The sequence below is a fragment of the Janthinobacterium sp. GW458P genome (assembly GCF_002127585.1).
In the GTDB taxonomy this organism is placed as follows: domain Bacteria; phylum Pseudomonadota; class Gammaproteobacteria; order Burkholderiales; family Burkholderiaceae_D; genus Janthinobacterium.
Genome location: NZ_NEGZ01000001.1, coordinates 269,161 through 287,576 on the forward strand (window position 1 = coordinate 269,161; position 18,416 = coordinate 287,576).

General features: G+C 63.1%; 23 protein-coding genes. 10 read left to right on the forward strand and 13 right to left on the reverse strand.

Features of this window, described 5'->3' with window-relative positions:
• Positions 1-4 precede the first annotated feature (4 nt).
• From glyQ to miaB, 9 genes are all read right to left on the reverse strand, one after another.
• Positions 5-919 (reverse strand): glycine--tRNA ligase subunit alpha, encoded by a 915-nt coding sequence (gene glyQ, locus CBW50_RS01165; RefSeq protein ID WP_086143793.1) that lies wholly within the window; start codon positions 917-919, stop codon positions 5-7.
• Positions 920-1,066: 147 nt separating this feature from the next.
• Positions 1,067-2,584: an apolipoprotein N-acyltransferase gene (lnt, locus tag CBW50_RS01170; RefSeq protein ID WP_086143986.1), complete on the reverse strand. Its 1,518-nt coding sequence runs from the start codon at positions 2,582-2,584 to the stop codon at positions 1,067-1,069.
• Between the two features lie 79 nt (positions 2,585-2,663).
• Positions 2,664-3,542: an HlyC/CorC family transporter gene (locus tag CBW50_RS01175; protein ID WP_071075558.1), complete on the reverse strand. Its 879-nt coding sequence runs from the start codon at positions 3,540-3,542 to the stop codon at positions 2,664-2,666.
• 117 nt (positions 3,543-3,659) lie between these two features.
• Entirely contained in the window at positions 3,660-4,079 is a 420-nt protein-coding gene (locus tag CBW50_RS01180) for a DUF4259 domain-containing protein (protein WP_086143794.1), read from the reverse strand.
• A gap of 66 nt (positions 4,080-4,145) precedes the next feature.
• Positions 4,146-4,736 carry a hypothetical protein gene (locus tag CBW50_RS01185; protein WP_086143795.1) on the reverse strand — a complete coding sequence of 197 codons (591 nt, stop codon included), beginning with the start codon at positions 4,734-4,736 and terminating at the stop codon, positions 4,146-4,148.
• 35 nt (positions 4,737-4,771) lie between these two features.
• The gene (locus CBW50_RS01190) at positions 4,772-5,407 is read right to left on the reverse strand and encodes a hypothetical protein (RefSeq protein ID WP_226935423.1); all 636 of its coding nucleotides are present in this window, start codon (positions 5,405-5,407) and stop codon (positions 4,772-4,774) included.
• A gap of 207 nt (positions 5,408-5,614) precedes the next feature.
• A complete protein-coding gene (gene ybeY, locus CBW50_RS01195) occupies positions 5,615-6,079 on the reverse strand; it encodes an rRNA maturation RNase YbeY (protein WP_086143797.1) in 465 nt (154 codons plus the stop codon).
• Entirely contained in the window at positions 6,063-7,127 is a 1,065-nt protein-coding gene (locus CBW50_RS01200; protein ID WP_086143798.1) for a PhoH family protein, read from the reverse strand. Before CBW50_RS01200 ends, ybeY begins: the two co-directional genes overlap by 17 nt.
• Positions 7,124-8,491 (reverse strand): tRNA (N6-isopentenyl adenosine(37)-C2)-methylthiotransferase MiaB, encoded by a 1,368-nt coding sequence (gene miaB / locus CBW50_RS01205; protein ID WP_086143799.1) that lies wholly within the window; start codon positions 8,489-8,491, stop codon positions 7,124-7,126. The genes CBW50_RS01200 and miaB overlap by 4 nt, the downstream gene beginning before the upstream one ends.
• Before the next feature lie 662 nt (positions 8,492-9,153).
• On the opposite strand from miaB, the gene CBW50_RS01210 reads away from it, so the two are divergent.
• Complete coding sequence (locus CBW50_RS01210) at positions 9,154-9,480, forward strand: hypothetical protein (RefSeq protein WP_034746769.1); 327 nt, start codon at positions 9,154-9,156, stop codon at positions 9,478-9,480.
• A gap of 159 nt (positions 9,481-9,639) precedes the next feature.
• On the opposite strand, the gene CBW50_RS01215 is transcribed toward CBW50_RS01210, so the two are convergent.
• Positions 9,640-10,485 (reverse strand): HDOD domain-containing protein, encoded by an 846-nt coding sequence (locus CBW50_RS01215; RefSeq protein WP_086143800.1) that lies wholly within the window; start codon positions 10,483-10,485, stop codon positions 9,640-9,642.
• Complete coding sequence (locus CBW50_RS01220) at positions 10,482-10,820, reverse strand: hypothetical protein (protein ID WP_226935421.1); 339 nt, start codon at positions 10,818-10,820, stop codon at positions 10,482-10,484. The genes CBW50_RS01215 and CBW50_RS01220 overlap by 4 nt, the downstream gene beginning before the upstream one ends.
• Before the next feature lie 202 nt (positions 10,821-11,022).
• On the opposite strand from CBW50_RS01220, the gene CBW50_RS01225 reads away from it, so the two are divergent.
• From CBW50_RS01225 to CBW50_RS01240, 4 genes are read left to right on the forward strand one after another with little or no spacing between them, the layout of a single operon-like run.
• Positions 11,023-12,600 (forward strand): sensor histidine kinase, encoded by a 1,578-nt coding sequence (locus CBW50_RS01225; protein WP_086143802.1) that lies wholly within the window; start codon positions 11,023-11,025, stop codon positions 12,598-12,600.
• A gap of 14 nt (positions 12,601-12,614) precedes the next feature.
• A complete protein-coding gene (locus CBW50_RS01230) occupies positions 12,615-13,184 on the forward strand; it encodes a DUF1697 domain-containing protein (RefSeq protein ID WP_086143803.1) in 570 nt (189 codons plus the stop codon).
• 14 nt (positions 13,185-13,198) lie between these two features.
• A complete protein-coding gene (locus tag CBW50_RS01235) occupies positions 13,199-13,600 on the forward strand; it encodes a DUF3224 domain-containing protein (protein WP_086143804.1) in 402 nt (133 codons plus the stop codon).
• Positions 13,597-13,776, forward strand: coding sequence for a hypothetical protein (locus tag CBW50_RS01240; RefSeq protein ID WP_086143805.1), 180 nt, complete (start codon positions 13,597-13,599; stop codon positions 13,774-13,776). Before CBW50_RS01235 ends, CBW50_RS01240 begins: the two co-directional genes overlap by 4 nt.
• Before the next feature lie 65 nt (positions 13,777-13,841).
• On the opposite strand, the gene CBW50_RS01245 is transcribed toward CBW50_RS01240, so the two are convergent.
• On the reverse strand, positions 13,842-14,240 hold the full coding sequence (locus CBW50_RS01245) for a PEP-CTERM sorting domain-containing protein (protein WP_139842366.1): 399 nt from the start codon (positions 14,238-14,240) through the stop codon (positions 13,842-13,844).
• A 333-nt stretch (positions 14,241-14,573) separates the two neighbouring features.
• On the opposite strand from CBW50_RS01245, the gene CBW50_RS01250 reads away from it, so the two are divergent.
• Genes CBW50_RS01250 through CBW50_RS01265 form a run of 4 tightly spaced genes read left to right on the forward strand, consistent with a single transcriptional unit; the run spans position 14,574 to position 16,702 of the window.
• Complete coding sequence (locus tag CBW50_RS01250; RefSeq protein ID WP_086143987.1) at positions 14,574-14,927, forward strand: helix-turn-helix transcriptional regulator; 354 nt, start codon at positions 14,574-14,576, stop codon at positions 14,925-14,927.
• 7 nt (positions 14,928-14,934) lie between these two features.
• Complete coding sequence (locus tag CBW50_RS01255) at positions 14,935-15,360, forward strand: YeeE/YedE family protein (protein WP_086143988.1); 426 nt, start codon at positions 14,935-14,937, stop codon at positions 15,358-15,360.
• 8 nt (positions 15,361-15,368) lie between these two features.
• Positions 15,369-15,800, forward strand: coding sequence for a YeeE/YedE family protein (locus tag CBW50_RS01260; RefSeq protein ID WP_086143807.1), 432 nt, complete (start codon positions 15,369-15,371; stop codon positions 15,798-15,800).
• Between the two features lie 56 nt (positions 15,801-15,856).
• The gene (locus CBW50_RS01265; RefSeq protein ID WP_226935419.1) at positions 15,857-16,702 is read left to right on the forward strand and encodes a ChaN family lipoprotein; all 846 of its coding nucleotides are present in this window, start codon (positions 15,857-15,859) and stop codon (positions 16,700-16,702) included.
• A gap of 14 nt (positions 16,703-16,716) precedes the next feature.
• On the opposite strand, the gene CBW50_RS01270 is transcribed toward CBW50_RS01265, so the two are convergent.
• Entirely contained in the window at positions 16,717-17,544 is an 828-nt protein-coding gene (locus CBW50_RS01270) for an IclR family transcriptional regulator C-terminal domain-containing protein (RefSeq protein WP_086143809.1), read from the reverse strand.
• A 165-nt stretch (positions 17,545-17,709) separates the two neighbouring features.
• Between CBW50_RS01270 and CBW50_RS01275 the strand changes: the two genes are divergently transcribed.
• Positions 17,710-18,408, forward strand: a complete 699-nt coding sequence (locus CBW50_RS01275; protein WP_086143810.1) for a 3-oxoacid CoA-transferase subunit A — start codon at positions 17,710-17,712, stop codon at positions 18,406-18,408.
• The last annotated feature ends 8 nt before the right edge of the window (positions 18,409-18,416 follow it).

Genomic DNA, 18,416 nt, shown 5'->3' on the forward strand with positions numbered 1-18,416 from the left:
CGAATTAGGCGGCGGCTTGGTCTGCGGCGGGCAGCATCGGAAAACCGAGGCGCTCGCGCGAGTCGTAGTACGCTTGCGCCACCAGGCGCGACAGGGTGCGCACGCGGCCGATGTAGGCGGCGCGTTCCGTTACCGAGATGGCGCCGCGCGCATCGAGCATATTGAAGCTGTGCGAGGCCTTCATGATCTTCTCGTAGGCGGGCAGGGTCAGCTGCAGTTCGATCAAACGCTTCGCTTCCGCTTCGTAGTTGCCGAACTGTTCGAACAGCAGGTCCGTATTCGCGTGCTCGAAGTTGTAGGTCGATTGCTCCACCTCGTTCTGGTGGAAGACGTCGCCGTAGGTCAGCTTCTTCGCCACACCATTTTCTTCCCACTCCGTCCACACCAGGTCATACACGTTTTCCACGCCCTGCAAATACATGGCCAGGCGTTCGATGCCGTAGGTGATTTCGCCCAGCACGGGCTTGCAATCGAGGCCGCCCACTTGCTGGAAGTAGGTAAATTGGGTCACTTCCATGCCGTTCAGCCAGACTTCCCAGCCCAGGCCCCAGGCGCCCAGGGTCGGGCTTTCCCAGTCGTCTTCGACGAAGCGCACGTCATTCTGCTTCAGGTCCAGGCCCAGCGCGGCCAGCGAACCCAGATACAGGTCGAGGATGTTTTCCGGCGCCGGCTTCAAGACCACCTGGTACTGGTAGTAGTGCTGCATGCGGTTCGGGTTTTCGCCGTAGCGGCCATCCTTCGGGCGGCGCGAAGGCTGCACATACGCGGCGCGCCACGGTTCCGGCCCGATCGCGCGCAGGAAGGTGCCGGTGTGGAAGGTGCCGGCGCCGACTTCCATGTCGTAAGGCTGGAGCAGGGCGCAACCTTGCTTGTCCCAATAGGTTTGCAAGGTCAGGATAATTTGTTGAAATGTGAGCATCGTATGAGTTCGCCGCGCGGACGGGCTGCGCTTTGTTAAGGTTTGCTTGAAGCCCGCACGCTGCTAACAAGCGCGTCCGGGCCGGGGTTTTGCTAATTTTAGCGGTTTTTACGGACCCACTGTGACTCTTCGGGCAATATCGGCCGCTTATTGCTGTGCAGCGCGGCCACGGCGGGCGGCGCGCGACAGCAGGAAGGCCGTCAGCAGGGCCAGCGCGGACAGGGCCAGCACCAGTTTGTTGCCGTACAGAATGTATGGCGTCATGCCGCCCATGCCTTGCACCTTGGTCGCCAGCGCGGCTTGCTGTTCCGGCGGCAGCAGGCTTTGCACCACGCCCTTGCCGTCGATGACGGCCGTGGCGCCCGTGTTCGTCGAGCGCAGCATGGGGCGGCCCGTTTCCAGGCTGCGCATCTGCGAAATCTGCAAATGCTGCGGGATGGCGATCGAGTCGCCAAACCAGGCCAGGTTCGAGATATTGAGCAGCACGGAGGCCGACTGCTTGCCATGGCGGTGGGCGCTGGCCAGCTGGCCAGCGATTTCCTCGCCAAACAGGTCTTCGTAGCAGATATTCGGCAGCACCAGCTGGTCGCGTACCTGGAGCGGCGCCTGCACGTCGGCGCCGCGGCCCATGTCGCCCAGCGGGATGGCCATCATGGCGACAAACCAGTGCAGGCCGGGCGGCACAAATTCGCCGAACGGCACCAGATGGTGCTTGCGGTACTGGTAGTACGGTCCCGGCGTGCCGTTGGGCGTGATGCCCACGGCCGCATTGTAGAAGCGCTGCTGCTCGTCGAGCACGGGCATGCCGAGCAAGATCGAGCTGCCCGTCTGCTGCGCATACGTCGCCAGGCTGTCCAGATAGCCGGGCGGCAGCTGGTGCGGCAGCACGGTGACGGCCGTTTCCGGCGTGGCGATCAGGTCGGCCGGGGCGCTGGTGATGGCGCTCTGGTACATCTGCAGGGCGCCCAGCACGAAGCCGGGGTCGAATTTCTGCTGCTGCGGCACATTCCCCTGCAGCAGGCGCACGGTGATCGGGCGCCCGACCGGGTGCGTCCAGTTCACGTACTGCAGGCCCACGCCGGCCGCATACAGGGCGATGACGCCGCCCAGCGCCAGCCAGCGCGTGCGATGCGTGAGCAGCAGCAGGGCGCCGGCCGACAGGGCCGCCAGCCAGCCCAGGCCATATGCGCCGACGATGGGGGCAAAGCCGCCCAGCGGGCTGGTATTGTGGGCGTAGCCGGTGGCCAGCCACGGAAAGCCCGTAAACAGCCAGCCGCGCGTCCATTCGAACAGGGTCCACGTGGCGGGCAGTACCAGCAGGGTCATGGCGGGCAGGGACAGCACCCAGCGGCGGCGCAGCCAGGCGGCCGCGCCCATGGCCAGGGCCACGTAAATGGCCATCAAGAGGGCCAGCAGGGCCACGGCAATGACTGCGATCGGCGCGGCCATGTCGCCATAGCGGTGCATGGAGATATACAGCCAGTGCGTGCCGGCCGCGCACCAGCCGAAGCCATAGGCCCAGCCGATCAGCGCGCCGCCCTTGACGCTCGATGAGCGCAGCACCTGGTAGAACAGCACGCCCAGGCTGAGGATTTGCAGGGGCCAGTAACCGAATGGGGCGAACGCCAGCACGGCGACGGCGCCGGCAACAAAGGCAGTCAGCATGCGCGCCCAGGTGCTGCGGGGCGGTTTGGCGGGGGCGTTGGGATCTAAGCGTCTGAAACGCATTTACAGCACGCGCATGTCAGAGTTCCAGTTCCGGCACGTTGGGCAGTCGCTCGACGAGCAGCACGTGCACCTGGCGCGCATCGGCGCGCAGCACCTCGAAGCGCAGATTGCCCAGGTCGAAGATGTCGCCCTTGTGCGCCATGCGGCCCAGGTACTTGGAAACGAGGCCGCCGATGGTGTCGACGTCGTCGTCGACCAGGTGGCTGCCCACTTCCTCGTTGAACTGTTCGATCTCGGTCAGCGCCTTGACGCGCCAGCGGGGGCCGAACTGGCCTTCCTTCAGCGACAGGATGTTGTCCTCGGCTTCGTCGAAGTCGTATTCGTCCTCGATATCGCCGACGATCTGCTCCAGCACGTCTTCGATGGTGATCAGGCCGGCGACGCCGCTGTATTCATCGACGACGATGGCCATGTGATTGTGGTTGGCGCGGAAGTCGCGCAGCAGCACATTCAGGCGTTTCGATTCGGGGATGAAGATGGCGGGGCGCAGCATGTCGCGCACATCGAAAGTTTCTTCAGCGTAATAACGCAGCAGGTCTTTCGCCAGCAGGATGCCGATGACCTTGTCGCGCTCGCCTTCGATCGCGGGAAAGCGCGAGTGGGCGGTGGACAGGACTTCCGGCATCCATTCCTCGATCGGCTTGCTGATGTCGATGACATCCATCTGCGAACGGGGAATCATGATGTCGCGCGCACAGAGATCCGACACCTGGAACACGCCTTCGATCATCGACAGGGCGTCGGCGTCGATCAGCTTGCGTTCATGCGCATCGTGTAGAACATCGAGCAATTCTGCACGGTTCTCTGGCTCGGGGGAAATGAGTGCGGTCAGGCGTTCAAACAGTGACCGGTGGGGCTTGACGTCAGTTCTGACGCCACTAGGGTGCTCGGGCATAGGAGGCGTGAGCCGTTGTTGCGAAGGGATATAGGATACACCAAAAGTGGGGGAATACCGGATTTCCCCGCTTTTGATGCAAATTTAATACGTTGAAGTGCGCCGTTGCCCGACGTTTCAGGCGTCCGGGCCCAGCACGCGCGCGCGCAAGGCCGCCACGTCGGCCTGCCAGTCGGCGTAGTGCTCGCTGTCCTGCCACAGCTGGCGCAGTTCCGACGACTCGGCCGTGATGCGCTCGAAGGCCAGGCGCGCCTTGTCCAGCAGCGGCGGCGTGACCTTCTTCCTGCAGGCGGCCACCCATTCATCGACTTCCGCGGTGGCCGGGTCGTCTTCGCCCGGCTTGCCCTGCAGGCGGGCGATGACTTCCAGCGCGGCCAGCGCCTCGGCGGCAAACGGCGCCTCGAGCTCCGCTTCCGCGCTGTCGATGACGTTGTCGAGCGTCGTCTCGACCAGTTCCAGAGTTTTATATTCGTGCAAGTCCTGCGCCCAGTCCATGGCGTAGTCGTTGCCGAAGGCGTCGGTGGCCCAAGTGCCCATGCTGTGTCCTTGTTGCGTTGTATGGAATGGCAGGCATTTTGGCATGCCTGCCATGGCCATGCGGATTTAATTGCGCAGGATGGGTTCGTCCAGCAGGGCTTGCTGCATCTTGCGCATGGCATCCGTCAGCGCCCGTTTGCCGGTGATGGCGTGGTCTTTCTTGAATTCGCTGAATTTTCCTTCGCCCACGCCGACGACTTTCTTCGACACGATTTCCTTGCCGCTGGCATCGCTGATGTTGCAGGTCAGGTCGACGCTGAACCGGGTCGGCGGCCAGGTGAAGGCGCTGTCCGACGAAGAACTGGTCGACAGCTGCGGCGTCACGACATACACGATCTGGTGACGCGCCATGGCTTCCTGGTCAGCCGGGCTTTTCAGCGTGGTGACTTCGCCAAAGACATTCGACAGCATTTTGTACAGCGACAGCTCCATGTCGCGGTAGGGGAAATAGCTGACCTTGTCGCCACCGCCGCCGCCAGTGGTGACTTCGGTTTGGCGCAGCGTGTCGCTGATGTAGTACGCGACATTTTTCTTGACCGGGCGCGCGGTATCGGGGCGTTCGATGCCGGCGAGGTTGGGCGCGATGACCATGGGATGGGCGCAGCCCACCAGGGCGACGGCAACGGCAAGCGTTGCAAGGAGTTTGGTAATAGCCATGTGATATGGATTGCGTGAAGTAGGGGGACGCCGGCTTATTGCAGGCTGTTGTTGAAGTCCTTGTCCTGATACAGCTGGGCGAGCAGTTTCTGCACGACGACCGTGTATTCCTGCATGGCGCGCGGCAGCGCAATGGCGCCGGCAAACGAGGATGGCCATTCATGGCTGGCTGTCTTGACCTGGTCATAGCGTACCTCGCCGGCTTTCTTGACGATGAAGCGCGCTTCCAGCATGGCCGTGCCGGTGCTGAAGCCCGACGCGTCGAATTCATTTTGCAGCAAAGTGCCGGAAATTTCGATATCGGCATCCGGCGCCAGCTTGTTTGCCAGGCTCAGTTCCTGTTTCAGCGCCTCTGCCACATACACGGAATAGGACTTCTCATACGGCGAGGCCAGGGACGAGCCACGCATGGACAGCGGGGCATCGGCCTTTTTCTGTGCGGTGAAAACGCCCACCTTTGCCTGGCTGCCGGCGCTATTTTTGAGTGTCTGGACGTTGTCCATCGACGGGGTGTAGGGTGGCGCGACGGTGGAGCAGGCGGAAAGGGCGATGGCGGACAAAAAGGCAAACACAATTTTGGCGTGACGCATGCTGAAATGACTCCCTGGGTTCGGATAGTGGTAGTTGATCCATTCCTCTTGCGTGAATGGAGGATCTTTGCCTGGTGGCATCGCCAATTCTTTTGCATGAATGTGGCGAATATGGCAATACCGTATTATATCGTTGCGTTTTGGCAATTGAATCAAGCCGCGCAGATATATTTCAGGGGGGCAGTCACGGGGCAGGGGCGCACGCGGGCATTTGGCCAGCGTGGCAATGGCGGCAGTGGCATGGCGCGCACTGCCGCCCGGGAGCGATCGCGGTTGACGGGGCCAGGCTCAAGCCTGGTAGGGATCGGTAATCCCCAGCCCGGCCAGGATCTGCGTCTCCAGCCCTTCCATCTCGGCCGCTTCCTCGTCGTCCATGTGGTCGTAGCCCTGCGCGTGCAGCACGCCGTGCACGATCAAATGGGCCGTGTGCTCTTCCACGCTTTTCTTTTGTTCGGCCGCTTCCTTTTCCAGCACGTCCGTGCACAGGATGATGTCGGCGCGCGTCGGCTCGTCCTCGGCCAGCTCTTCGCCTTCGTTGTAGGCGAACGTCAGCACGTTGGTGGCGTAGTCCTTTTCGCGGTAGTCGCGGTTCAGGCTGCGGCCTTCTTCCGCATCGACGAAGCGGATGGTGAATTCGGCGGGCGCGAACAGGGCCGCCTTGACCCAGCGGCGCACTTTCGGGCGCGTGATCAGGGTTGCCAGGCGGGCATCCGGGTATTGCACGGACAAGGACAGTTTATTTTTTTCGGACATTTTTGGCGGCTGCTGGTTTGATCAGGGGGAGTAACTGGGCGGCGTCGGCGCTGGCGGCCTGCGCCGTTTCATAGGCGTCGACGATGCGCGCCACCAGCGGATGGCGTACCACGTCGGTGCTGTTAAATTGCGTGAAGCCGATGCCGCGCACATCCTTGAGTACGTGCACGGCGTCGATGAGGCCGCTTGTCTGGCTCTTGTGCAGGTCGACCTGGGTCACGTCGCCCGTCACCACGGCCTTGCTGCCAAAGCCTATACGCGTCAGAAACATCTTCATCTGCTCGACGGTGGTATTTTGCGCTTCATCAAGGATGACGAAGGCATGGTTGAGGGTGCGTCCGCGCATGTAGGCCAGCGGGGCGATCTCGATCACCTGTTTTTCAAACAGTTTTTGCGTGCGATCAAAGCCCAGCAAATCATACAGCGCATCGTAGAGGGGACGCAGGTAGGGGTCGACCTTTTGCGCCAGGTCGCCCGGCAGGAAGCCCAGGCGCTCGCCCGCTTCGACGGCGGGGCGCGTCAGGATGATGCGCTTGACGGCGTCGCGTTCGAGCGCATCGACGGCGCAGGCGACGGCCAGGTAGGTTTTACCCGTGCCGGCCGGGCCTACGCCGAAGCTGATGTCGTGTTCGAGGATGTCGCGCAGGTAGGCGATCTGGTGCGGCGTGCGTCCGCGCAGGTCGGCGCGCCGCGTTTTCAGCACGGGGCTGGCGATGTCCGGCTCGACGAAGGTGCTGGCGGGCGTATTGGCGTGGTGTTCCGAGGCGGCGGACAGGCCGGCGCGCTGTTCCACCAGGGCCAGCTGCACTTCTTCCAGCGGCACGACCTTGTTGGCGATGGCGTAGAACTGTTCCAGGATTTCCACGGCGCGCGCGGCATTGCTGCCGCCGACGATGAATTTTTCGCCGCGGCGGAAGATCGTCACGTCGAGGGCGGCGGAAATCTGGCGCAGGTTTTCATCGAGCGGCCCGCACAGGTGCGCCAGGCGCGTGTTGTCGAGCGGCTCGGGGATGAAGTAGTGCGGCTGTATCGGGGCTTTGGTTTTCAACTGGCTCTTTTCAATGCGGGGGCGCTGGCGACGAGTTCGCCGCGCAGGGTGTAGGAATGGCTTTCGGTGATGCGCACGTCGACCAGCTGGCCGACCAGCTGCAGTGCGTCCGGGCCGGCGTCGAAATTGACCACGCGGTTGTTTTCCGTGCGGCCCTGCAGTTCGCTATCGTCTGTATCCTTTTTGGAGCGGCCTTCGACGAGGATGGTTTGCACGCTGCCCACCATGGCCAGGCTGTATTTGCGCGTGTTGGCGTCGATGGCCGCCTGCAACTGCTGCAGGCGGGCCAGTTTCACGTCGTGCGGCGTGTCGTCTTCCAGGCTGGCGGCCGGCGTGCCGGGGCGCTTGCTGAAGATGAAGCTGTAGCTGTTGTCGAAGCCGACATCGGCGATCAGCTTCATCATGGCGTCGAAGTCGGCCTGGGTCTCGCCGGGGAAACCGACGATGAAGTCCGACGAAATGGCCATGTTCGGGCGCACGGCGCGGATGCGGCGGATGATGGACTTGTATTCGAGGCCCGTGTAGCCGCGCTTCATGGCGCCGAGCACCTTGTCGGAACCGTGCTGCGCCGGCAGGTACAGGTGGTCGACCAGCTGCGGGATCTTCGCATAGGCGTCGATCAGGCGCTGCGTGAATTCCTTCGGATGGCTGGTGACGAAGCGCATGCGTTCAATGCCGGGAATGTCGGCCACGTATTCGAGCAGCAGGGCGAAGTCGGCAATGTCGCCGCCTTCCATCGCGCCCCGGTAGGCGTTCACGTTTTGCCCCAGCAGGGTGATTTCCTTGACGCCCTGGGCGGCCAGGCCCGCCACTTCCGTCAGCACATCCTCGAAGCGGCGCGAGACTTCCTCGCCGCGCGTGTAGGGCACGACGCAATAGCTGCAGTATTTGCTGCAGCCTTCCATGATGGAAACAAACGCCGAGGCGCCGTCCACCCTGGCCGGCGGCATGTGGTCGAATTTTTCGATTTCCGGGAAGCTGATGTCCACTTGCGCATCGCCGCTGGCGCGGCGCTGCTCGATCATCTGCGGCAGGCGGTGCAGCGTCTGCGGGCCGAACACCATGTCGACATACGGCGCGCGCTTGACGATGGCGTCGCCTTCCTGCGAGGCCACGCAGCCGCCCACGCCGATCAGCAGGTGCGGCTTGGCCAGCTTGAGTTCGCGCAGGCGGCCCAGGTCGGAAAACACTTTTTCCTGTGCCTTTTCCCGCACGGAGCAGGTGTTGAGCAGGATGACGTCGGCATCTTCCGGCGTGTCGGTGCGCACCAGGCCGTCGGAGGCGCCCAGCACGTCGGCCATCTTGTCCGAGTCGTACTCGTTCATCTGGCAGCCGAAGGTTTTAATGAATACTTTTTTCTGCATGGAGTCGGTGCTTATCGGTAAATGGAGCGGCAAATAAGTGTGGCGGCAAATCAGCCGGCCAGGCGGCTTGCGCCGTGCGCCGCTCGGGGCGGGAGGCGGTGGATGACCGGCCGGGCGCCTCTGGCTGCCCGGTGGCAGGCTCGCTGCAAGTTCAGGCCATAGTTTAGCGTAAATCGCCGGGACGGGCCATGCCGTGCTGACCTTGCAGACAAGATTGCAGGGGGAGCATGACGTCGGGCACGGTGATGCTGTAAAGCATTTATTGCCGTGCGACACCATTGATTTGTAACAAGTTGCTGCAAAGCCTTGTGTGCGCCCGCTGGCATCCTAATGTGTTGAAATAGCATCGTTGCCAAGCCAACCAGCAGCTTGATTGATATTTAACAATCAGGAAGTTTGCGCGAGGCGCAGATGCAGCGTGTTTGGGCTAGTATATTGTCTTATATGCAATTCATTTCGGTGGGTTGCACATGCTTTTACTCACGCGGCAAGCGGCGCACGTTGATTGGACGTGGCTGTGCGAGTCCTGTGCAGGCAGTGCGATATGGATGGAAGGCAGAGGGGAGGGCTGAATCTGATGGAAAGACGTTTATTTAAACACTCTAAGCCAGCCTTAAGTTCGTATCGGCATTCTTTCAACATTCACCAGACGAGGAAAAATCATGGCACATCATGCATTAGCATCGCAAGAGAGTTACAACCCTAACCACCTGCTCGACATTCTGCTGAGTAAGATGCAGCTGAAGAATGATGCAGCGCTGTCACGCCTGCTCGAAGTGGCGCCACCCGTCATCAGCAAGATTCGCCACCACCGTTTGCCGGTCGGCGCCTCGCTGCTGATACGCATGCATGAAGTGACGGGCATGAGCATCCGTGACCTGCGCGACCTGATGGGCGACCGCCGCACCAAGTACCGTTTGTCCGACGCCCAGGGCCGTCCAAAAGCAGAAGACCGCGGCGATGCGCAAGAATCGAATTACGCGCACTGAGGTGGCGGTTGTACGCTGACTGTGCCGCTTGCGTAGCTGCTGGCGGCACCAGGCTGGCGTGGACCGGGCAAGACGGAACGATGGCAGTACCCATAACGGCTTTCGCCTCCAGGCGAGGGCCGTTTGCGTTTGGGGTTCTGCCTGCCGAGTCGGCCTGAATCAGCTTAAGAGTGCCGTGGTGATTTCATCGTAGCGCAGTTCGATTTCGCGGAACAGCTGCAGATACGTGTCCTCGCCCAGGCCCAGCGCGTCCCACGCCACCGGCGACACGCGCGGCACCATGTCGTCGCCCGCCTGCGCCAGGTCCAGCGCGCAGACGATGGCATTGGCCACGTGGATCAGTGACGCCAAGAAACCCGCCCCCGGCGCTGCCGGCTGCAGGTAGTTGCCGATGGCCAGGCGCATGGTGTCGGAAAAATTCCAGTGTTCGGCCAGGGCCACGCCCGCCTGCACGTGGTCCACGCCCAGCACGGCTTGCTCCGCCTCGAGCAGGGTGCAGTCCTGCGCCGCCTGGTGCGCGATGACTTGCGCGTACTGTGCGGGAAAGCTGCTTACCAGCACCAGGCGACCTATGTTGTGCAGCAAGCCGGCCGTGAACGCGTAATCCTGGTTGAAGCGGATCTGCCGCGCCAGCACCTTGGCGCACGCTGCCGTCGCCACGGAATGGCGCCAGAAGGCCTTGTCGTCAAAGCCGGGGCAGCGGCCCTCGGGGAAGCAGCCGGTGATGGCGGCCGAGGTGATCAGGCTGCGCGTGGTCTGGAAGCCCAGGTAGGTGATCGCCTGCTGGATGGTGGTGGCCTTCACCTGCAAGCCGTAGTGCGAAGAGTTGGCCAAGCGCAAGGTTTTTGCCGTCAGTGCCTGGTCGTACGATACTTTTTTCGCCAGCACGGAAATATCCACGTCTTCCTGGTCTATGCTGTTGAGCAGTTCCATCACCACCACAGGCAGCGACGGCAGGTCATCGAGGTGGGCGACGATATCGTCGAGCGTCAGCTGGGTGCTCATGCCGCGTCTCCCGTGCCCAGGCGGTATGCCGAGACATAGTTGCGCAGCACGGTGGTGGTCACGTCGGTGGCGTCGTCGCGATCATTCTTGCGGAACAGGTAATCGAGCCGCTCGCGGTGGGCCGCCTGTTGCGCGGCAATTTCTTCCGGCGACGGGGGCGGCGCCTGGATCGGCAGCATGGCGATGCCGTGGCGCGGCATCAGGGCCAGCATGTTTTCCGTCAGTACCGCGCCTTGCGGCAACAGCACTTGTCCATGCGCATCGAGCAAGACGTCCGACAAAATCATGCCGGGAAGAACTTGTTCCAGGGGTAGATGTTGATGCGTGACCGCCATGACGACTCCTTAGATGATTGCGGGATATTACCATTGCCATCGCGCAATGTCTCAACCTGCATCAAAGTCTCTATCGAAAGTGGGGATGCTGTAAATCTTGCCAATAAGCATGTCATACCGTACATTTGATTCAGGCCGTTGCATTGCCGCCGTATCTGCGCCCGCGCCGCGGGCCGGCGGCCGGTCCCGGGAGTGTTGATTGATGGTGAGTATCCAAGTCCGGCTGACGTTGCTTTTTGTCGTGATCGTCACCCTGGTGCTGGGCATTTCCGGCAGCTATACCCAATATACATTGAGCCAGGAACTGGAGTCGGGCAGCGCCCGCCTGCGCAGCGGCGTGCTGACGCGCTTGCAGACGAGCTTGCCTTCGGCCCTGTGGGATCTCGATAAATCCAAGGTCGACAGCATCGTCGCGGCCGAAATGCTGCCGCCGGAACTGGTCGGCATCCGCGTCTACGATGCTTCCGTGGGCCTGTTCGCGGGCGAAGTGCGCGACGCCTCCGGCACCCTGGTGCCGCTTGAGGCGGACGTGGCCATGGGCGGCACGCCCGTCGAGGCGCCGCTCGTGTTCCGCGACGCCGTGGCGGCCGCCACCGGCGGCAAGCCCGTGATCGTGGGCAAGGTCATCGTCAATTTCAGCCGCGAGCAGATCGACGCGGCCCTGCGCGGCGAAGTGCGGCGCAAGGTGGTGGAAGTGTTGCTGCTTGACATCATTCTCGTGGGCGCGCTGGCGCTGAGCCTGCGCATCGTTTTTGACCCGCTGAAACAGCTGCGCGACGGTTTGTTCGACCTGGCCACGCGCGACAGCGACGACGTCGAGGAACTGCCGGAAAACCGCCGCGATGAACTGGGCGACGTGATCCGCGGCTTCAACGCCGTGCAGCGCAAGCTCAAGTCCATCATCGCCGGCATCCGCCAGGCGGAAGACGTGGCGCGCCGCTCGCAGCAGGAGACGGCGCAGGCGATGGACGACTTGCGCCGCACGCAGGAGTCGCTGCTGCAATCGGAACGGCTGGCCTCGCTGGGCAGCCTGGTGGCGGGCGTCGCGCATGAAATCAATACCCCGGTCGGCATCGCGCTGACCAGCGCTTCGGTGCTGAAGGAAGCCACGGACGCCATCAGCGCGGCCGTGGCCGGCGGCGCGGTGAAGAAAACCGACATCGTGCGCTACCTGGAAACGGCCGGCGAGAGCGCGCGTTTGATCATGAACAATGCCTACCGCGCCGCACACCTGATCCACAGCTTCAAGCAGATCGCCGTTGACCAGGTCAGCGAGGCGCGCCGGCTGTTCGAATTGCGCGACTATATCGGCGAAGTGATTTCCAGCCTGCAGCCGACCCTGAAAAAGACGCACATCGCCATCGATATCGATTGCCCGCCGGACATCATGCTTGACAGCTACCCCGGCGCCCTGGCACAGGTGCTGACCAACCTGGTGCTCAACTGCGTCGAGCACGCCTTCGACGCGGATACGGCCGGCAACATCCATATTGGCGTCCATTGCGACCGCGACTGGATAGAAATGCAGGTGCGCGACAATGGCCGCGGCATCGCGCCGGACATGCTCGACCGCGTATTCGACCCGTTCGTCACCACGCGCCGCGGCCAGGGCGGCACGGGATTGGGCCTCAATATCGTATTCAACTTGATTGCCAAGCAGTTTGGCGGCACCATCACGGTCAGCAGCACGCTGGGGCAGGGCGCGACATTCCTGCTGCGCCTGCCCCGCGTGACGCCGCTGCCGGACAGCGCCGCCCATGCGCCTGCCGGCCAGGCATAGGCAAGGAGAAAACCATGGCAAACGTAGCAAATACACAGCAAGTGGCGTTCTTGCGTGGCATCAATGTCGGCCGCGCCAAGCGCGTGGCCATGGCCGACCTGCGCAAGCTGCTGGGCGACCTGGGTTTTGCGGATGTGCGCACCGTACTCAACAGTGGCAATGTGGTGTTTGACGCGGGCCAGGTGACGCCGGCCGAGGCCGCGGGCCGCATCGAGGAAGCGCTGGTGCTCAAGCTGGGCGTGGCGGCGCGCGTGACGGTGCTGTCGGCTGCCCAGTTCGCCGAGCTGATCGCGCAAAATACGCTGGCGCCGGCGAGCGACGCGGCCCGTCTGCTGGCGCTGGTGCTGAACAATCCGGCCGATGTCCAGCGCCTGGCACCGTTGCTGCAGCAGTCCTGGCAGCCGGAAGCGCTGGCCCTGGGGCAATGGGCGGCGTATGCCTGGTGTCCCGACGGCGTGTTGGCCAGCAAGGTGCTGGCGGCCCTGGGCGCCATGCTGGGCGACGGCGTCACGTCGCGCAACTGGGCCACCATGCATAAATTGAAATTGTTACTCGATGGGCCAGACGTGGCCGCAAACGCGTGATGCAAGGAGGAGTGATGCCGCAGATTACAGGGGAGTTCGAGGTGGCCATGACGCCGGAAAGCTTGTCGGCCACGGCCGCGCAGTCGGGACTGGGGCGTCTGTCGCTCGACAAGCGCTATCGCGGCGCGCTCGACGCCAGCGCGCAGGGCGAAATGCTCAGCGTGCGCGCCGGCGTGGCCGGGTCGGCCGGCTATGTGGCGCTGGAACGCGTCGAGGGCACGCTCGATGGCCGCCAGGGCAGCTTTTATCTGCAGCACAGCGGCAGCATGGCGCGCGGCACGCCCAGCCTGTCGCTCGCCGTGGTGCCCGACACGGGCACGGGCCAGCTGCAGGGCTTGCAGGGCGCCATGGCCATCCGCATCGAAGGCGGCAAGCATTATTATGATTTCACTTACGATATTGCTGAGGCGCCATGAACTGGGACATCGTCAAGGGCGTCCTGATCGTGCTCGTCGCCGTCAGCGTCGTGCTGACCGCCTTCGTGCTGATTTCCGCATCCGGCCCCGACAAGGCGGCCTGCATTGCGCGCGCGCTGAAGGCGCGTATTCCGGTGGGTACTATTGAGCGGGTTTGCCGCCTGACGGAAAAGTAAGCGGTAAAAAAAATTCCGCACGAGGCGGAATTTTTTCAGCAGGGCAGTGCGCCGCTGGAAGAGCTTTACCCATCGAATTTTTCCTGTTTTTCGCCATGTACGCTAAATGCCAGCAAGCCCAGGCCGACCAGCAGCATCGAATACATGCTCGCTTCCGGCACGGCCGCCGGTACGCTGTTCTGTTGCGCGGGAGCGGATGCGCCGGCCCTGGCAGGCGCCAATGTGGCACGGCGCGCGCTGCTCCAGGGGGGCGCGGCTTGCGCGGGACTGGTATCGGCCAGCAGGCGCGCATACGGCACGTCCGGTGTTTCCCAGCCTGGATTGTTGTTCAGGCTGATGTTTTCATCGATTACGACACGCGCGTCCGCGTCAGGCAGCTTGCCCGTCTCGCTCACTGCCGCCGCACTCCATGCACTGGCCGACAGCGCCAGCATGGCCACGCATAGCGGCTGAACAATCTTCATCTTGATCTCCCTGTGTTCACCGCGTGGCGCCGCCGAGACCGGCTGGCGCATGGACGGATAATTCGCCTGTACGGGGGCGTATCATGGTTTTTCTGATGACTTCTTATTACAGCACAACCCATGGCAATTTTGGTATGTATATTTGCTATTAATTACGAATATTTGTCATTTTGATAGTGCCGGCGCTATCGCTGCCGCGCGCCTCGCATGAGTACGCTATCGGCGCGAAAACACTGTTGTTTTTTTGTGCGAATCGCCTGCAGGAAAACAATATATTGATTAGTATATTGTTTATCGCATGATGATGCATAACGCAGCCTGTGGGAGGGCATGATGGAGACGGTCGCAACGCAAGAAACACAATACAATCTCGACGCCATGCGCGGATCGGCCTACAAGGCCAGTTCGCTGCTCAAGGCCATGGGCAATGCCGACCGTTTGATGCTGCTGTGCCAGCTGTCACAGGGCGAGCATTGCGTCAGCGACCTCGAGCAGAAAGTGGGCATCGGCCAGCCGACCCTGTCGCAGCAGCTGGGCGTGCTGCGCGAAGAAATGCTGGTGGCCACGCGGCGCGACGGCAAGCAGATTTATTACCGCGTCGCCAGCGCGCCCGTGCTGGCCGTGCTGCAAGTGCTGTATGCGCAATTTTGCGCGCCGCGCCCGCCGTTCAACGACGAAGCCGACTGAGATGGCCATGACGATTGCGTGGGAATACTTTACGCCGTTCGCCTCGCTGGCCGGCGGCATGCTGATCGGCCTGGCGGCTGCGCTATTGATCTTGTTCAATGGCCGCATCGCCGGCATCAGCGGCATTCTCGGCGGCTTGCTGCGCCCGCGCAGTGGCGACCTGGGCTGGCGCATCGCCTTTCTCGCCGGCCTGGCCGGCACGCCCCTGCTGTACCAGCTGTGGCAAGCCTTGCCGCCCGTGCAGATCGACGCGGGCACGCCAGCGCTGATCGTCGCGGGCTTGCTGGTGGGCGTGGGCGTGCGCTACGGCGCCGGCTGCACCAGCGGCCACGGCGTGTGCGGCCTGTCGCGCCTGTCCCCCCGTTCGCTGGCGGCCACTTGTGCCTTCATGGCAGCCGGTTTCCTCACCGTCTATCTGTTGCGCCATCTGTGAGCAAGCTTATGAGCAAGCTGATCCTTTCCCTGTTGAGCGGCCTCGTCTTTGGACTGGGCCTGATCGTCTCCGGCATGAGCAACCCGGCCAAGGTGCTCGGTTTTCTCGACCTGGCCGGCGCCTGGGACCCGTCGCTGGCGCTGGTGATGGGCGGTGCCATCGCCGTCGCCATGCCCGCGTTCTGGCTGGCGCGCCGGCGCACCAGGTCGCTCCTGGGCGACCCCATGCAATTGCCCGTGTCGCGCCGCATCGACCGGCGCTTGCTGCTGGGCAGCCTGGCCTTTGGCGCGGGCTGGGGCATTGCCGGTTTCTGTCCCGGTCCCGCCCTCGTGTCCCTGCTGGCGGGCCAGCCGAAGGCGTGGATGTTTGTGCTCGCCATGCTGGCCGGCATGGCCGTTTTTGAAGTGCTGGAGCGCCGCCAGGCGCCGGCGTCGGCCTGAGACGGTACAATCTGGCGCATCGCCATTCAGGATGCCCGAATACCATGAAGACTGTAATGCAACGAACAGGCGTGCGCGCCGCCGTGCTGTGCAGCGCGCTGCTGCTGGCCGCCTGCGGCAGCTTGCTGAAGAAGGAAGCGCCGCCCGCGCCCGCGCCCGTGGCCGACACCTTGCCTAACCCGCAAGTGCTGTTGCTCGGCGAAGTGCATGACAATGCGCAAGGCCAGCGCCTGCGCGTCGCGGAATTGCAGCGCCGCCTGGCGGCCGGCTGGCGTCCCGTGATCGTCATGGAGCAATTTGACCGCGAAAACCAGGCCTTGCTGACGCGCGCCGCGCGCGAATGCGCCGACCCCGATTGCATCATCCGCGTGATGGAGCAGCCGCGCTGGGACTGGAGCATGTACCGGCCCGTGCTGGACCTCGTCATCAGCTACCAGCTGACCTTGATTGCCGGCAACCTGTCGCCGGCCGACGCCTCGCGCATCGTGCGCGACGGCATTCAATGGTCCATGCCGCCCGCCATGGTGGCCACGTACCTGGCCGCGCCCGTGCCGGCCGATATTCTGGAAGGACAACAAAAGGAAGTCCAGGCGGCCCGTTGCAATATGTTGCCCGACATGATGATCAACGGTGTCGTCAACGCCCAGGTGGCGCGCGATATCTGGATGGCCAAGCTGATCCGCGACCAGGCGCCGCGCGACGTGGTGCTGATCGCCGGCAACGACCATGTGCGCAAGGATATCGGCGTGCCCCGCTGGCTGAAGCTGGCCGATCCGCAACTGAACCTGCGCAGCATCGGCTACCTGGAGCAGGGTAGCACCGGCTACAAGGGCACGTTTGATTTGACGCAAACGATGCCCGCGCAGCCGCGCCCGGATCCGTGCGCGAAGTTTAAAAAATAAGGTTCAGGAAATAATCACTGCTGCACCCGCACCAGGGCGCTGACCCGGCTGGCCGTATCGAGCAGTTTCGGCAGGCTGTGTTCCAGCAGGTGCGCCACGGACGGCCCCGCCGTCTGGCCGCTGACGTTGATGGCGGCCACCACCTTGCCGGCCCGATCGAACACGGGCGCGGCCAGGGCGATCAAGCCCTGTTCCAGCTCTTCCTGCACCAGGCACCAGCCCTGGCGCCGCACTTGCGCTATCTCTTTCATCAGGACGTCGATATCGACCTTGGTCGCCGGCGTGATTTTCAGCAGCGCCATCTTCGACAGCCGTTCGCGCAGCGCCTCGGGCGTCAGGCCCGACAGCAACACCCTGCCCATCGAGGTGCAGTAGGCGGGCAATCGGCTGCCGATGCCCAGGTTGATCGACATGGTGCGGTGCGCGGACAGGCGCACGACGTAGACGATGTCGTCGCCGTCGAGCACGGTGGCCGAGCACGACTGGCGCAAGGTCTGCATCAATTCTTCCAGCAGCGGCTGCGCCTGCGTCCACACGGGCAGCGACGAYAGGTAGGCGTAGCCGAGGTCGAGCACCTTGGGCGTCAGGCGGAACAAGCGCCCGTCCGCTTCCACGTAACCGAGATGCAGCAGGGTATGCAGGATGCGCCGCGCGCCCGCGCGCGTCAGCTGCGCCCGTTCCGCCACTTCGCTCAGGGTCTGTTGCGGCGCGTCCGCGCCGAAGCTGCGCAGCACGGCCAGGCCCCGCGCGAACGATTGCACATAACTGTCGCCGGGACGCGGCGCGCCGTCGGCATCCAGGGTTTCTTCGGTGGCAAGGGGCGTGCTGCTGCGTGCGGTCATGGCAATTCCAATGGGGCAAGGTGGCAATTATAGCCATGGCGGTGGCGAAAACGGCAAATTGACAAGCGCCCCGATCAGGCATATTCTCACGAATAAGTTCTAAATACGAATATTTGTTCGTTATACGAACAAATGGCAGATGAGTTTGATTTGGAGGAGACCGCAATGATCGACAAACTGCGTTCCAGCGTGATTGACGCGCTGGCCGATATCCACGATGGCGCCACCGTCATGATTGGCGGCTTCGGCGGCGCGGGCCAGCCGGCCGAGCTGATCGACGGCCTGATCGCGCAGGGCGCGCGCGATCTTGTCATCGTCAACAACAATGCGGGTAATGGCGACACGGGCCTGGCCGCCCTGCTGAAAAACGGGCAAGTGCGCAAGATCATCTGTTCGTTCCCGCGCCAGACCGATTCCCACGTCTTCGACGCCCTGTACCGCGCGGGCAAGCTGGAGCTGGAACTTGTGCCGCAGGGCAACCTGGCCGAGCGCATCCGTGCCGCCGGCGCCGGCATCGGCGGCTTCTTTACGCCCACGGGCTATGGCACGGACTTGGCCAAGGGCAAGGAAACGCGCGAAATCGACGGCCGCATGTATGTGTTCGAATCGCCCATCCACGCCGATTTCGCCCTGATCAAGGCGGAGCAGGGCGACCGCTGGGGCAATCTGACCTACCGCAAGACGGCGCGCAACTTCGGTCCCATCATGGCCATGGCCGCCAAGGTCAGCATTGCTTCCGTGCACGAAGTTGCTGAACTGGGCAGCATCGACCCCGAACACGTCATCACGCCGGGCCTGTTCGTGCAGCGCATCGTGCAGGTGCCGCGCACGGCCACCGGCCCCGCCGGCTTCAAAGCTGCCTGAGGAGTATC

Bases quoted from the DNA above. Each gene is read 5' to 3' on its own strand.
- glyQ (WP_086143793.1), bottom strand. From the start codon at position 919: ATGCTCACATTTCAACAAATTATCCTGACCTTGCAAACCTATTGGGAC.
- lnt (WP_086143986.1), bottom strand. From the start codon at position 2,584: ATGCTGACTGCCTTTGTTGCCGGCGCCGTCGCCGTGCTGGCGTTCGCC.
- CBW50_RS01175 (WP_071075558.1), bottom strand. From the start codon at position 3,542: ATGCCCGAGCACCCTAGTGGCGTCAGAACTGACGTCAAGCCCCACCGG.
- CBW50_RS01180 (WP_086143794.1), bottom strand. From the start codon at position 4,079: ATGGGCACTTGGGCCACCGACGCCTTCGGCAACGACTACGCCATGGAC.
- CBW50_RS01185 (WP_086143795.1), bottom strand. From the start codon at position 4,736: ATGGCTATTACCAAACTCCTTGCAACGCTTGCCGTTGCCGTCGCCCTG.
- CBW50_RS01190 (WP_226935423.1), bottom strand. From the start codon at position 5,407: ATGCCACCAGGCAAAGATCCTCCATTCACGCAAGAGGAATGGATCAAC.
- ybeY (WP_086143797.1), bottom strand. From the start codon at position 6,079: ATGTCCGAAAAAAATAAACTGTCCTTGTCCGTGCAATACCCGGATGCC.
- miaB (WP_086143799.1), bottom strand. From the start codon at position 8,491: ATGCAGAAAAAAGTATTCATTAAAACCTTCGGCTGCCAGATGAACGAG.
- CBW50_RS01210 (WP_034746769.1), top strand. From the start codon at position 9,154: ATGGCACATCATGCATTAGCATCGCAAGAGAGTTACAACCCTAACCAC.
- CBW50_RS01215 (WP_086143800.1), bottom strand. From the start codon at position 10,485: ATGAGCACCCAGCTGACGCTCGACGATATCGTCGCCCACCTCGATGAC.
- CBW50_RS01220 (WP_226935421.1), bottom strand. From the start codon at position 10,820: ATGGCGGTCACGCATCAACATCTACCCCTGGAACAAGTTCTTCCCGGC.
- CBW50_RS01225 (WP_086143802.1), top strand. From the start codon at position 11,023: ATGGTGAGTATCCAAGTCCGGCTGACGTTGCTTTTTGTCGTGATCGTC.
- CBW50_RS01230 (WP_086143803.1), top strand. From the start codon at position 12,615: ATGGCAAACGTAGCAAATACACAGCAAGTGGCGTTCTTGCGTGGCATC.
- CBW50_RS01235 (WP_086143804.1), top strand. From the start codon at position 13,199: ATGCCGCAGATTACAGGGGAGTTCGAGGTGGCCATGACGCCGGAAAGC.
- CBW50_RS01240 (WP_086143805.1), top strand. From the start codon at position 13,597: ATGAACTGGGACATCGTCAAGGGCGTCCTGATCGTGCTCGTCGCCGTC.
- CBW50_RS01245 (WP_139842366.1), bottom strand. From the start codon at position 14,240: ATGAAGATTGTTCAGCCGCTATGCGTGGCCATGCTGGCGCTGTCGGCC.
- CBW50_RS01250 (WP_086143987.1), top strand. From the start codon at position 14,574: ATGGAGACGGTCGCAACGCAAGAAACACAATACAATCTCGACGCCATG.
- CBW50_RS01255 (WP_086143988.1), top strand. From the start codon at position 14,935: ATGACGATTGCGTGGGAATACTTTACGCCGTTCGCCTCGCTGGCCGGC.
- CBW50_RS01260 (WP_086143807.1), top strand. From the start codon at position 15,369: ATGAGCAAGCTGATCCTTTCCCTGTTGAGCGGCCTCGTCTTTGGACTG.
- CBW50_RS01265 (WP_226935419.1), top strand. From the start codon at position 15,857: ATGCAACGAACAGGCGTGCGCGCCGCCGTGCTGTGCAGCGCGCTGCTG.
- CBW50_RS01275 (WP_086143810.1), top strand. From the start codon at position 17,710: ATGATCGACAAACTGCGTTCCAGCGTGATTGACGCGCTGGCCGATATC.